The organism is Gemmatimonadaceae bacterium, from assembly GCA_016720905.1.
Lineage (GTDB): Bacteria > Gemmatimonadota > Gemmatimonadetes > Gemmatimonadales > Gemmatimonadaceae > Gemmatimonas.
The window spans coordinates 26,923-40,824 of sequence record JADKJT010000007.1 but is presented as its reverse complement, the minus strand read 5'-3'; the positions used below and the strand labels follow the sequence as shown (position 1 = coordinate 40,824).

The window sequence follows — 13,902 nt, the reverse complement described above, 5'->3', positions numbered from 1 at the left end:
ACGTGAACTCTCTTACGGAACGCGCATGTTGACGCTCATGAACTACGCCCATGGGGCGTGGGTCCAGGGGACCGGTAAGACCGCCGACCTGTTTCACGCCGTCACTGGCGAGAAGATCGGCGAGGCCGGCAGCGGCGGTCTCGATTTCAAGTCGATGGCCGACTATGCCCGCACGGTCGGCGGGCCGGCGATGCGGGCGCTGACGTTTCATCAGCGTGCGGCGATGCTCAAGGCGCTGGCCAAGTACCTGATGGAGCGCAAGGACGCATTCTATGTCCTCTCGGCCGCGACGGGCGCCACGAAGGCCGACAGTTGGGTGGATATCGATGGCGGCATCGGCACGTTCTTCGCGTACTCAAGTCGCGGTCGCCGCGAGTTCCCCAACGAGACGTTCCATGTGGAAGGGCCCACGGAGCCGCTGTCGAAAACCGGTTCCTTTGTGGGTCGGCACATTTGCGTGCCGCTGGAAGGCGTGGCGATTCACATCAACGCGTTCAACTTCCCGGTGTGGGGCATGATGGAAAAGCTGGCGCCGGCATTGTTGGCAGGCATGCCGTGCATCGTGAAGCCGGCCACTGCCACCAGCTTTCTGACAGAAGCGGTGTTTCGCGCGATGATCGATTCGGCCATCCTGCCGCCAGGCGCAATACAGCTGATTTGCGGGAGTGCCGGCGACCTGTTGTCGCACGTAAACGAGCAGGACGCAGTGGCGTTCACCGGCTCGGCCGCGACGGGGCAGATGCTGAAGGAGAGTCGTGCCATCGTCGAGCATTCGGTGCGCTTCAACATGGAAGCGGACTCCCTCAACTGTTCCATTTTGGGGCCCGATGCGGTGCCGGGCACCGAAGAGTTTGAACTGTTCATCAAGGAAGTGACGCGCGAAATGACGGGCAAGGCCGGCCAGAAATGTACGGCCATCCGTCGCACCATCGTGCCCGCCGGCATGGAAGAGGATGTGGTGAAGGCGCTGCGCGGACGTCTGGAGAAGACCACGATTGGCGATCCGGCCGTGGAAGGCGTGCGCATGGGGCCGCTGGCCAGCAAAGGACAGGTGCGTGACGTGGGTGCGAACGCCGACCGGATTCGTTCGGCGACTGAATTGGTGTACGGCGGTGGTGATTTCGCGGTGGTGGGTGCGGACCGGGAGAAGGGGGCGTTCTTCGGACCCATCCTGATGGTGTGCGATGACCCCTTCAGTCACCACGAACCGCACGACATTGAAGCGTTCGGTCCGGTCAACACGGTCATGCCGTACCGCACGCTGGACGACGCGGTGGCATTGGCCAAGCTCGGACGCGGTTCGCTGTGCGGGTCGCTGGTCACGGCCGATGCAGCGGTGGCGCGGACGGTGATTCTGGGGACGGCCGCGTATCATGGGCGCATGCTGGTGCTCGATCGCAGTAGCGCGAAGGAGAGCACGGGTCACGGTTCGCCGTTGCCGAATCTGGTACACGGCGGACCCGGACGTGCCGGCGGCGGCGAGGAGATGGGCGGCGGACGCGGGGTGCTGCATTACATGCAGCGCACGGCGATTCAGGGAAGTCCCAGCGTGCTCACGGCCATCACCCGTGAATGGACGACGGGCGCGGCACAGACCACCGACACGGTGCATCCGTTTCGCAAGACGTTCGATGAACTGCAGGTGGGCGATACGCTGATCACCGGGACGCGCACCATCACGCTGGATGATGTGGTGCAGTTTGCGGAACTGAGTGGCGACAAGTTCTACGCGCATATGAATGACGACGAAGCGCGTTCCAACGGCGTCTTCGAAGGACGGGTGGCGCACGGGTACTTCATCGTATCGGCGGCGGCCGGGCTGTTCGTGGATCCGGCGTTGGGACCGGTGCTGGCCAACTACGGCATGGAGAAATTGCGGTTCACCAAACCGGTGTATCCGGGTGACACGATTCACGTGCGCCTGACGGTGAAGCAGAAGACCGCCAAGGACACGCCGGAGGGTGGCATTCCGCAGGGTGTGGTGGAGTGGGATGTCGAGGTGCGCAATCAGCATGACGAAGCGGTTGCGGTGTACTCGATCCTCACGTTGGTGCGCCGCAGCGCAGTGGCCGCGTGAGCGAAGCGGCAAAGAGCGGACCCCCCGCACGCAAGTTCGATCGGTCCATTGTGGAAGGGCCGATCGGCGCCGCGGTCTGGAAGATTGCGTGGCCCACCGTGCTGCAAAACGTGATTGGCGGGCTGCAGGGCATGATCGACCATATCATGGTTGGTCACCTGGTGGGGTTCAACGGCAATGCCGGCATCGGCGTGGCGTTTCAGATCTTCCTGGTGGTGGTGGTCTTTCTCGCCTCGTTGTTCACCGGCATGGCAGTGCTGGTGGCGCGCTTTGCCGGCGCGGGCGATGCAACCGCCGTGAATCGCGCGGCGTCCCAGGCGTTCCTGGTGGCGCTGGCGCTGTCGATTGGTGTGGTGGCGCCCGTGGGTTACTTCGCGGCACCGGCGTTGCTGGGCATGATCAACGCCGCGCCCGCTGTGCAGGCCGAAGCGTTGCCGTTCCTGCGCATCATGTTCGTGTTCAACTTCGGCATGATGATGTTCTTCATGCTGGGCGGCGGACTGCGCGCGGCCGGCGACGCCAAGACGCCGCTGCGACTGGGCATTGCGATGACCGCCATGAACATCGGCTTCAATGTGATCTTCATTCGCGGTTTGGGACCCATTCCGTCGTTCGGCACTGCCGGTGCGGCGATGGGCACCGCGCTGTCTGGCGGCATCGTCGCGATCTATTCGATGACGCAACTGTTTCGCGGCCACTGGGTGATTGACTTCCGCCATGTGACCTGGCGCCCGGACTGGGAGATCATTCGCTCGCTGTTCCGGTTTGGGCTGCCGACCGGGTTGCAGGGCATCGCGATGAACATCGCCGGCGTGCTGTTGCTTCGCTTTGTCGGATCCACCGCGTCGAGTGCCCAGGCGCAGGCCGCGTACGCCATTGCCTATACGGAACTGTTCTCGCTGGTCACGTGGACCTCGGTGGGCCTCATGGGGGCTGCCTCAGCGGTGGCGGGGCAGAACATGGGGGCCGGTCACCCCGATCGCAGTGCGCAGGCCGTGCGGACCGCCTCCCGCATCGGACTGGCGATTGCGGCAACGGTGGGACTGATGTTCCTGGCGATCCCCACCCAGCTGCTGGCGCTGTTTGGCATGGAGCAACCCGATGTGGTGCGCATCGGCGTGCAGTTGCTGGGCTTCCTGAGTCTCTCCGGTCTGTTCATCACGACGGCGTTGACGTACACCGGTGGCCTGCAGGGCACGGGCGATACCAAGAGTCCGCTTTACATCTCGCTGATCTCGCAGTTTGCGGTGCCGATCGGCATGTTGAGTGCGATTCAGCTGAGCCGGCAACTGGTACCGAGCGACGTGTGGATGGCGATTGTGATCGGGCACGGGCTGCGGGCGCTGCTGAGTGTGGTGCGGTTCCGGCAGGGGCGGTGGAGGAGTATTGAGATCAAGGTGACGGGGAGGAATTAAGACGGGAGACGGGAGACGGGAGACGGGAGAGGTACGGGGGCAGCATCTCTGGTGCGTGGCGCGTATTCAGGAACAGTTGCAGGCGCGGTTCCGGGGGCTGTTTGAACCCTGCGATTCATTCTTCAGCAGCATTCACCGAGTCACACCATGACGAACCGATCGATTCGACTGTTCTCTGCGCTGGCCCTGTTGCCGACCGCGCTGCGCGCACAAGCTGCTGCCAAACCCGCGGCCCCAGCGGGCAGGAGTCTAGCCGCCAAGGCGCCGATGATGGCGTCCGTGGACGGTGCGCTGTTCAACGGGCTGCGCTATCGACTGGCCGGCCACTCGCGCGGAGGCCGCGCGACCAGTGTCACCGGCGTGCCGTCGCAACCGCGCACGTTCTACATGGGTGTGGCCAGTGGCGGCGTGTTCCGGACCACGAACGGCGGCGAAAGCTGGGAGCCCATCACCGACGGCAAGATTCCGTTGGGATCGATCGGTTCCATTGCCGTGGCCGAGTCGAATCCCGACATCATCTACGTGGGGACGGGTTCTGACGGTGTGCGCAGCAATGTGTCGACGGGGCGCGGCGTGTATCGCACCAATGACGGCGGCAAGTCGTGGCAGTTCATCGGCCTGTACACGGTGGGACAGATCGGCGCCGTGCGCATCCATCCCACCAATCCCGATGTGGCATGGGTGGCGGCCTACGGCGACATCTTCAAGCCCAACACCGATCGTGGTGTGTACAAGACCACCGACGGCGGCAAGTCGTGGAAGAAGACGCTGTACATGAACGACAGCACTGGTGCGATGGACGTGGAGCTGCAGCCGGGCAATCCCAACGTCGTGTATGCCTGGATGAACCGTATCGAACGCAAGCCGTGGACCATTATCTCGGGCTCGCGGGCCGGCGGTTTCTTCAAGAGCATCGACGGAGGCGACACGTGGACCAAGGGCGGCGCCGGATTGCCGTCCGAGTTGATCGGCAAGGGCAACATGGCCGTGACCGCCGCGAATCCGCAGCGCATCTACGCGCTGGTGGAGGCATTGCCTGGCGGCGGCTTGTATCGATCGGACAATGCCGGCGCCAACTGGTCGCTGGTGAACACCACGGCGGGTCTCACGCAGCGTCCATTCTACTACACCACCCTGGGCGCGGACCCCACGAACGCCGACGTGGTGTACGCTGGCGCGGAAGGCTCCTGGAAATCCGTGGACGGCGGCAAGACGATGACCACCCTGCGCACGCCGCATGGCGACAATCACGATATCTGGATCAACCCGACCAACGGGAACACCATGATCCAATCGAACGATGGCGGCGCGAATGTCTCGTTTGATGGCGGCCGCACGTGGTCGACGCAGGAGAATCAGCCCACGGCCGAATTCTATGGCGTCTGGATCGACAACAAGTTTCCGTACAACCTGTACGCCGCACAGCAGGACAACTCCACGTATGAAGTTGCGGCGTTCACCGATCCCGCCACCAGCATCGTGCGCACAGGCCCCGGTTGTGAGACGGGGCCGATCATTCCGCACCCCACGCTGCCGAACATCATTTACGGGTCGTGCAAGGGACAGTACCAGTACATGAACACGGAAAGCGGCCAGACCCGGAACTACTGGGTGGGCGGCCAGTCGCTGTACGGCAATGCGGGACAAGACCTCATCTACCGTTTCCAGCGCGTCTCACCGATGGCGGTGTCGCCACACAACCCGAATGTGCTGTACTACGGGTCGCAGTACCTGCATCGCACGGTCGACCGCGGCGTGACATGGCAGAAGATTTCGCCCGACCTCACCGCGTTTCCGAAATGCTGCCAAGGGGCCAGTGGTGAGCCCATCACGCGCGACGTGACTGGCGAGGAATTTTTCAGCACGTTGTACGCGATCACGGAGTCGACGCTCGAACCCGGGGTCATCTGGACAGGATCCAACGACGGCCCGTTCCACGTGACGCGTGACAACGGCAAGACCTGGAAGAACGTCACCCCCAAGGGGCTGGAGTGGGGTGGTCGCGTGGCATGGATCGAGACCTCGCCGCATCGCAAAGGCTCGGCGTACTTTGCCGTGTACCGCTATCTGCTGGGGGACTACGCGCCGTACATCTATCGCACCGACGATTACGGGGCCACGTGGAAGAAGTTGACGGACGGCACCAACGGCATTCCCGCCGATGCGCCGACGCGCGTGGTGCGCGAGGATCCGAGTCGCGAGGGGTTGCTGTACGCCGGCACCGAATTCGGGATGTACGTGTCGTTCGATAATGGCGGACACTGGCAGTCGTTCCAGTTGAACCTGCCCAATGTGCCGATCAACGACATCAAGGTGCACAAGAAGGATCTTGTGGTCGCCACGCAGGGTCGGGCGATGTGGATCATCGACAATCTCTCGTCGTTGCATCAGATCACGCCACAGACCTCCACGCAGGCGGTCACGCTGTTCAAGCCGCGCGACGGGTACCGCACCGCGACGGCGGCCGCGCAACTCGGCCCGCAGGTGGAGTACTTTCTGCCATCGGTGCCGCGTGATACGGTGCGCATGGAGATCCTTGACGCGGCCGGCAAGTCCATGGCCACGTACCGGAGCGACATGCCAACCGCGCCGGCCGGTGGCGGCCGTGGCGGTCGTGGCGGTGGCGGCGGCGGAGATCCTGATGACCCTGAAGCCGCGATGGCGGAAGGTCGTCCGGGCCGAGGCGGTGGTGGTGCGCCGTCGAACATCGTCACCAAGAACGCTGGTGTGAATCGCTTCGTCTGGAACGTGTCGACGGCCGCGGGACTCGGCGCACCGCCGGGCCAGTATCAAGCGAAGCTGACAGTCGGCAGCGTGACGCAGACGGTGCCCTTCACGGTGCTCATCGATCCACGCCTCGCCTCGGAAGGCGTCACGGTGGCCGATCTCAAGGAGCAGTACGATCACAACACACGGATGCGCGCGTTGGTGGCGGATGCGAACGCTACGGTCCAGCGCGCGCGGGCCGCAGAAACGCGGCTGAAGGGCGCGGCGGGCGCTGCGGCCGATACACTCACGAAAGTGAAGGCCGTTTCGGACGTGCTGAATACGCAGCCGGTGCGCTACGGCAAGCCGGGACTGCAGGCGCATATCACGTACCTGTCAAGCATGACGGCGCGCGGCGATCAGAAGGTGGGCCGCGATGCGCTTGAGCGGTACCAGGTGCTGCGGAAGGAACTGGATGCGGCGATTCTGGCGCTCAACAAGGCGTTGGGCGTGGGGAAGATCCAGTGAGGGAAGACGGGAGAATGGAGACGGGAGACGGGAGACGTCCCGTCGGCGGGTGAGGCTAAAGAACGTCGGAACGCCGGACGGGGGGTCATGCCCGTCCGGCGTTCTGGTTTTTCTTACACGCCCGCATATGATGCGGACTAGTCGTGCCGCGCCGCGGAGAACGCCTCGTATTGGTCGGTGGCGATGAAATCGACTCGGGCCGAGATGGCCGCCCGCCAGCGTGCGCGCGCCGCCTGCACGGTGCCGAAATTGTAGGACGCGGAGAACCCGTGATCCTCCGCTTTCGTGAAGCCGTCGAGCGTATAGAATCGAATCCACAGGCCGTTCTCGTGCGCGCGCTGCACCAGTGACATGAGGCGCGCCGAATCGGTCGCGGTCCATCCGCGCGCGTTATTCTGTCCGCCTTCCTCGACCACACTCCAGGGAAAATTCACCCAGCGCGCGTAGTTGTCGGCCTGCGGGACGATGTGCTGTGCCGCCGACATGCGTACAGCGCGGCGCGTCCGCTGGCCTTTTGTGGTGCCGGATATCGCCGCGGGAGGAATGGCCCCGAACGCGCGCAGTCGCGCACCGACGGGCACGTCGTCGTGAAAGCGCCGACGCTGCGCGGTGTCGGCACCGGTCAGTACCAGCAGTGGTCCGACGGTCAGCGCTTCCGCCAGGGCGGGCGACGCCGAACGCGGTGCGGTGGTCAGCCACGGTTCGTATTCGCCAAGCAGCGTCCAAATGGCATCGAGATGCTGCGGGGTGTTGTCCTTGAAATCGAGATTGAGCACGATGAGCGGCCACGTGTCGCGACGATTGTCGCTGAGCGCCTGCTCCATGATCGGACGAATCCGATCGAAGAAGTACGCCTCGAGCGTGGGCGCGCCGTCGAGGGCGTCATCGTCGTGGGCAACCACCGACGCGAACGCCGTGCTGCCGGCAGGCCTGGTCCAATGCAGATCCTGTTCGATCGCCAGCGGCGTGCCGGTGGCCAATGCGCGCTCGATGCGGTCGGCCCATTGACCGCGTTCCGGATACGCATTGTGCGCATCGAGCAACACCCTGGCGCCGGGTCCGAACCCTGTGGCCAGCGGTTGTGCACGACGCGGCACCGTTGCGTGAAAGTCGGCGCGCGCATCAGCAGCGAGCCGCCAGGCGACGCGTCATCGCCCCGTGCATCATGGCTCCCGCAGGGGAATCCAGTTGCGATTCACCAGTTCGCGGTAGCGCATTGGTCGCAACAACGCCGTGTCGGCGACAAACGCGCTGAGGCTTTGCAGCAACTGGGTGGCGTGGTACTCCGCAGTGGCTTCCGGGTGGCCGTAGCCGCTGCCGAAGTAGCTGCGGATGACGACCGCCTGATTGTCCCGGGGCAACGCGCGCACCCCGGTCAGGTAGCTGCCAAAGGTGCCGTCCTGCAACAGGTAGTCCTCGACGTTCGATACGTACAGCACCGACACGCGCTCATTGATTTCGCCAAGGAAGCGACCGATGCCGGGCAACGTTTGCGCGCCGGCCAGATCACCGGTGATCGGCACAATGAGATTGCGCCGGTGCATGGACTTCAGGAACTGATAGTCGTCTTCACTGGCGAGAAACCCGCGGAGGCGCCCGCTCGCGTCATGCTCGAGAATCAACTGACGCAGTGACGGATAGTACGGTTGCGGCGCCGGCGGTCGTGAAGTGCAGCGAGTGGCCGTCGGTGATGAACGCGTCATGGAAGGGGGGCGCCCGATGGTCGCCAGATCCTGGGCCGAGAAGCGCGACGCCACTGCGTTGCACTTGCTCGCGGACACTGGCTCGTGCCCGCTGCGCGCTTTCGGCGCTCACCGGCGTCGAGTCGATCCACCCCACCAGCGCCTGAATGGTTCGGTCGCTCATCCGGTCGACGCCGGTCGGCACCGGTCGACCGGTCCACAACGCGAGGAACTCGGCGCGGTTTCTGGCCCGCGCGAACAGCGCCTTGAACATCAGGTGCTGGAGCATGTTGTCGCGGCGGATATCGGCGATGAAGGCGATCCGCGGTCGAAGACGCGCGATGTAGGTGAAGTTCTGGTCGGGTCCCACGCCGATGTAGGCGCCGCCGCGCAGCCCGAGCCGATCCATGGCCCCGAGGACCTGCTGATAGCCCTGCTCGTTCGAAATGAGGTTGTCGGTATTGAAATAGCCACCCGTGTTGGACAGCCGTCTGACGAGGCCGCCAAAGTCGGCGATGCTATCGGGGGCGCCCCGTACACCGGTGGCCGATTGCGAGGACGCCGCTGAGGGATGTGCGACCGTGAGCGCGAAGGCAAACGCGAAGGGGACGGCCAAGCCGTGGGCAAACCGAAGTGACATGTGCTGGTTGCAGGGAGTGGTTGTCGCGCCGTCGTGAAAAGGACCGTATGTTGTGGCAGAACGCCACCCCACCGAGGACTCTGATGCCGCGCACACTGACTGCCGTTTCCACGTCTGTGCTCCTGGTCGCCATGCTGCCAATGATGCCGACCACCCTTACCGCCCAGGCGGTACCGTCGATCGCGCCGTTCATGTCGCCGGCGTCGCCGCTCACCTTGGTGTCGGCCCAGAAGGCCGATCGCATCGCGTGGATGGCGTATGATCGGGGGATGCGCAATGTGTATACGGCCGCCGCACCGGACTTCAAGGCGGTGCGCCTGACGAACTATCTGCAGGACGACGGCACTGACCTGACCGATGTCGCGATTTCCGACGATGGGTCCATCGTCACGTTTGTGCGGGGGTCGGCTCCGAATCGATTTGGTTGGGTGGCGAATCCGTCGCACAGCGCGGACGGCGCCGAGCGCGCCATCTGGGCGGTGCGCACCACGGGCGGTCCCTCGTGGCGTGTGGCGGAAGGCGCGTCGCCAGAGTTGTCGCCCGATGGTCGCTTTGTCCTGTACGTGAAGGACGGTCAGATTTTTCGTGCCCGCGTGGTGCGAACGGGCCCCGTGACGATGATGGACACGGGCGGCATACCCTACATTCGCGAATGGGGACGCAACGGGTCGCCAACCTGGTCACCGGACGGCAAGAAGATTGCGTTTGTCTCCGATCGTGAGAATCACGCGTTCGTGACTGTGTACGATGTGGCGTCACGCAAGGCGACGTACGTGTCGCCCAGTGTGGATTGCGATGGGGGACCGACGTGGTCGCCCGATGGCAAGCGCATCGCGTTCTATCGTCGTCCAGGGACGCCGTTTGGTTTGCAGGCGCAGAATGGCCAAGGCGGCATCGGGAATCCCGCGGGCCCGGCGGCCAATCCCAACGCGCCGCGTCTGCCTGGCAACCCGTCGAGCGGCTGCGGCGGTGGCGGATTCGGCGGTGGCGGCGGCGGTCGCGGGGGGGCCGGCGCCGGACTCGGCGCGGCGCGGCAGGATAGTTCGCGCGGTAGTCTGCGTCGCTCGCCAGGCTTCTACGCGGCCACGTTTGCCGGTGGACACACGCTCTCGCTGATGGTGGCCGATGCAACCACCGGTGCGGCGAAGGAATTCTGGCATAACGCACTGCGGGACTCGGTCTTCACGACGGCGGCGAACATGGTGTGGGCGGGTGATCAGGTGATCCTTCCGGTCACCGTCCCCAAGGACGAATGGGATCGCTGGTATGCCATCAGCTTGAGTGGTGGCACGCCGGTGCGTTTGACCACGACGGACGGGTTGATCGAGAACGCCACTTCGCTGGCGCTTTCGCGTGACGGTGGCAAGACGTTGTTCTACTGCACCAATGCCAGCGACATCGAACGTCGGCACATCTGGACGGTGTCAACCAGTGGCGGCGCACCGACGCGCATTTCAACGGGCGACGGCATCGAGACCTATCCGCAACCGCTGGCATCGGGGAAGCAGGTGGCGGTGATCTATATGGACGCCAAGACACCGGCGTCGATTGCATTGGTGCCCACGTCGGGCGGCGCACCGAAAGTCATTTTCCCGAAACTCGGGAAGGATTTCCCCACGCAGGCGCATGTGGTCCCCGAGGTGGTGCATACCAAGGCGGCCGACGGTCTGGACATCAGTAACACGTTGTTCATCCCGCAGGACATGAAGGCCGGCGACAGGCGGCCGGCCATCATCTTCGTGCATGGCGGACCCGTTCGACAGATGATGCCGGGCTATCACTACATGCAGTTCTACCACTGGGCCTACGCGGTGAACCAGTGGCTGGCGAGTCAGGGTTACGTGGTACTGTCCATCAACTACCGCAGTGGCGTGGGCTACGGTCGCAGTTTCCGCACCGCGCCCAATACCCAGGCCGGTGGCAATTCCGAGTATCAGGATGTGATCGCGGGCGCGAAGTATCTGCAGGGACGCGCCGATGTCGATCCGACACGTGTGGGCATCTGGGGGCTGTCATACGGCGGACTGCTCACGTCGCAGGCGTTGGCGCGCAACTCGGATATCTTTGTCGCGGGCGCCGATCTGGCCGGTGTGCACCTGTACGGCAACGTGATCGATTCGACGAACCTGGCGTTCAAGTCGTCGGCGGTGGGCGCCATTGACGGGTGGAAGTCACCGGTGTTTCTGGTGCACGGCGACGATGATCGCAACGTGGATTTCGCGCAGACCATAGGCCTGGTGCAGTTGCTGCGGGCGCGCGGTGTCTATCATGAGCTGATTGTCGTGCCGGATGATCTGCACGAGTCGATGCTGCATAAGAACTGGATCGACACGTTCGACCGGATGGGGGTGTTCCTGAAACGGTTCGTGTGGGAGAAGCAGAAGGCCCCTACGCCCGACTGATTTGGGTTCTTCGTGGAATCGTGTGGGTGGAACGTCTCCGCCCACTCCGCTTTCCCAAACACTGGTACGGTGGATTGAACCGCGAAGTGCGCGAAGTGCGCAAAGTTCGCGACTTTGATCCTTGCCGGTCCTTGGCGCACTTCGCGCACTTCGCGGTTCAAAAAGAGCCGTGATTTATTTCAGGTACGTCGCGAACCAGGCCAGCGTCGGGTCCCACACGTCGTCGCCGAAGTGGTTCAGGGTGACGTAGTTGAGATCATGATTGTAGTTGGGGAACAGGCGATAGTCGATCGGCACGCGCAGGGCGAGCAGTCGAGCATTCAATTGCTCGGCCTGCGGGTACGGCACCAACGCGTCCAACCGTCCGTGGAGCAGGATGGTTGGTGGTGACGTGGCGGTGGCGACCGATACGGGGCTGGCGCCCGTCCATCGTGCGGGCTGCGCCGCAAACGTCACGCCCAGGTACCGTTCGATGATACCCTGCGTTGACGGCACCGCCAGGAACGCCGGGTCCACGAAGTTGGTGGGACCGGAGAGACTCGCCACCACCTTGATACGGCGCTGACTGTTGTACCTGTAGGCGGCGAGCAATGCCAAATGCGCCCCGGCGCTGTGTCCGACCACGGCGAATGTCGCACTGGCCACGTGATACTCGTTGGCGTGCGAAGCGACATAGTCGAGTGCGGCTGTCACGTCGTCCGACAAGATCGGATCGTGCACGTTGAGCGGGACACTCGCCAGTCGATAGTTGATGTTCACCGTCGCGTAGCCGCGTGCGGTAAACTTGGAGAGGTCGGTGGGCGAGAACACGCTTTTGTCGCCACCCTCCCAGGCGCCACCGTGGATGAACACGACGACCGCGGTTGCGGCATTGCGACCAGCGGGGAGCTGCACGTCCATGATCTGTTGCGCGTCGGCGCCATAGTGGACGTTGTTCATTGACAGCGCCGGTAGTGGTGTAGTCGGCGCGGACGGGTTCTTCTCCGTACAGCCCCAACTGACCGCCACTGAGAGGACGACCAGCGCTCGGCGCGTCTGGCGCATGTTGTCTAGAGCAGAGGGAGAATGATGCCTTGCTTGACCCGCATGGTAATCCGCCGGGTGTTCGCGAAATCGACCAGCGGATTGCCGCCAAGGACCAGAAAACTACCTTCGTATCCACTGGTGAGTTTGCCGATCTTCCGTCCGGGAAAGATTGCCGCCGCGGTATTCTCGGTCCACCACTTGAGCAGCGTCAGGTTGTCAACCGCGCCAAGGGCTGCCAGGTGCGTGGTCTCGAAATCGGCAGTGCGCTCATACTCGTCGCTTCCAATGCGACGCGCACGCCGTGACGATGCAGTCGCCTCAGGTTTTCGCGCAGCATGTCCCGTGTGCGGGACGCCAATGGTGCCTGTTCGCTGGACGCGGGAACGCGGTCGAGCATTTCGAGAATTCCGCCCAGCGTGGTCACCACCACGACACCGGCCCGCGCCGCGCGACGGGCATCCTCGTCGGCGAGCATGTACCGCGCAAGATCTTCGTAGCCGCGCGGATCGTCGCGGTCGGGTCGAAACCCTGGCAGATGATTGATCTCATCCACTCCAGCGGCGAGTGCGATACGAAAATCATGCGCGGACTCGATGTGCGTGCTTACCCTCAGTCCGGCGGCGTGCGCGCGCTTGACGATCTGCGGCAACACGGCGGGATCAAGTCCCCGCCAGCTCCGATACGTGGAGTCGTTTCGGCGACGGTTGTATTCCTCGGAATAGAGCAGATAGGTCTTGATGAAGTCAGGCTTTTCAGCGAGGATGCTCGACCATCGGGCCGCGAGCGCATTGAGGTCGTCAATCACCCAGTAGAAGCCACCGTCACCATCGGCGGCGGTCCACGCGCCGCGCGCAATCTGGCGTGCGGCAATCTCAACGGGATGCCCGCCGCTACTGGTCAGCCCACCCAAGGCAAAGGTCGCGTCGAGTGCGCCCGGCACGTTGATGCGACCCATGAGCGGTGTCGTGTATCGCTTCAGGGCGTTCGGATTCTTGACATAGAAGACTCCGCGCGCGAGGTGCATGCGAGATACCGCGTCAAACCGACTCGATTCGACATTGTGTGAATGGGCCTCGCCATACGGCGGCACCACGAACGCACCGTCGAGGTCCGTGGTCTGGTCAAGCCGAGCGGGCCGCTGCGACGTGAAGAGGCCATCGACGACGTAGCGGTCTCCGCGACGAAACCCGACGCCATCAAACCATTGCCCATTGAGGTACGCGTGACTGGGCTGTGCAATGTCGCGTTGCGGCGAGAGGCCAATGGCCGCCGGGAGCAACGTGGCCGCGACCAGGGTTCGGAGGGCAGGGCGGTGAGGGTTCATGAGATGTTGGACCTAACGGAGGTGCCAATGGTTCGCGCCGGACTGGTGCAAACCCACGGCCTGGCGTCAATTGCCTATGTCGCGTCCCGATGCTCACCCTAC

General features: G+C 63.9%; 9 protein-coding genes. 4 read left to right on the top strand and 5 right to left on the bottom strand.

The genetic code is table 11. The annotated features are described in order from the left end of the window. Nucleotides 1-25: 25 nt before the first annotated feature. From paaZ to IPP90_07650, 3 genes are all read left to right on the top strand, one after another. The gene (gene paaZ, locus IPP90_07660; protein ID MBL0170595.1) at nt 26-2,077 is read left to right on the top strand and encodes a phenylacetic acid degradation bifunctional protein PaaZ; all 2,052 of its coding nucleotides are present in this window, start codon (nt 26-28) and stop codon (nt 2,075-2,077) included. Continuing rightward, nucleotides 2,074-3,492 (top strand): MATE family efflux transporter, encoded by a 1,419-nt coding sequence (locus tag IPP90_07655; GenBank protein MBL0170594.1) that lies wholly within the window; start codon nt 2,074-2,076, stop codon nt 3,490-3,492. The genes paaZ and IPP90_07655 overlap by 4 nt, the downstream gene beginning before the upstream one ends. 147 nt (nt 3,493-3,639) lie before the next feature. Further along, entirely contained in the window at nt 3,640-6,726 is a 3,087-nt protein-coding gene (locus IPP90_07650; GenBank protein MBL0170593.1) for a hypothetical protein, read from the top strand. A 137-nt stretch (nt 6,727-6,863) separates the two neighbouring features. Here the strand turns inward: IPP90_07650 and IPP90_07645 are convergent, their stop codons facing one another. From IPP90_07645 to IPP90_07635, 3 genes are all read right to left on the bottom strand, one after another. Next, nucleotides 6,864-7,802, bottom strand: a complete 939-nt coding sequence (locus IPP90_07645; protein ID MBL0170592.1) for a hypothetical protein — start codon at nt 7,800-7,802, stop codon at nt 6,864-6,866. A gap of 87 nt (nt 7,803-7,889) precedes the next feature. After that, nucleotides 7,890-8,348, bottom strand: a complete 459-nt coding sequence (locus tag IPP90_07640; protein MBL0170591.1) for a hypothetical protein — start codon at nt 8,346-8,348, stop codon at nt 7,890-7,892. Then, nucleotides 8,332-9,048 carry a hypothetical protein gene (locus IPP90_07635; GenBank protein MBL0170590.1) on the bottom strand — a complete coding sequence of 239 codons (717 nt, stop codon included), beginning with the start codon at nt 9,046-9,048 and terminating at the stop codon, nt 8,332-8,334. Before IPP90_07635 ends, IPP90_07640 begins: the two co-directional genes overlap by 17 nt. Before the next feature lie 83 nt (nt 9,049-9,131). Between IPP90_07635 and IPP90_07630 the strand changes: the two genes are divergently transcribed. Further along, nucleotides 9,132-11,450, top strand: coding sequence for a S9 family peptidase (locus tag IPP90_07630; protein MBL0170589.1), 2,319 nt, complete (start codon nt 9,132-9,134; stop codon nt 11,448-11,450). Between the two features lie 174 nt (nt 11,451-11,624). Here the strand turns inward: IPP90_07630 and IPP90_07625 are convergent, their stop codons facing one another. Beyond that, on the bottom strand, nt 11,625-12,494 hold the full coding sequence (locus IPP90_07625) for an alpha/beta hydrolase (GenBank protein MBL0170588.1): 870 nt from the start codon (nt 12,492-12,494) through the stop codon (nt 11,625-11,627). 190 nt (nt 12,495-12,684) lie between these two features. Then, the gene (locus IPP90_07620; GenBank protein MBL0170587.1) at nt 12,685-13,800 is read right to left on the bottom strand and encodes a hypothetical protein; all 1,116 of its coding nucleotides are present in this window, start codon (nt 13,798-13,800) and stop codon (nt 12,685-12,687) included. Nucleotides 13,801-13,902: the final 102 nt, after the last annotated feature.

Coding starts and splice junctions, on each gene's coding strand:
- paaZ (MBL0170595.1), top strand. CDS start 26: ATGTTGACGCTCATGAACTACGCCCATGGGGCGTGGGTCCAGGGGACC.
- IPP90_07650 (MBL0170593.1), top strand. CDS start 3,640: ATGACGAACCGATCGATTCGACTGTTCTCTGCGCTGGCCCTGTTGCCG.
- IPP90_07635 (MBL0170590.1), bottom strand. CDS start 9,048: ATGTCACTTCGGTTTGCCCACGGCTTGGCCGTCCCCTTCGCGTTTGCC.
- IPP90_07630 (MBL0170589.1), top strand. CDS start 9,132: ATGCCGCGCACACTGACTGCCGTTTCCACGTCTGTGCTCCTGGTCGCC.
- IPP90_07625 (MBL0170588.1), bottom strand. CDS start 12,494: ATGCGCCAGACGCGCCGAGCGCTGGTCGTCCTCTCAGTGGCGGTCAGT.
- IPP90_07620 (MBL0170587.1), bottom strand. CDS start 13,800: ATGAACCCTCACCGCCCTGCCCTCCGAACCCTGGTCGCGGCCACGTTG.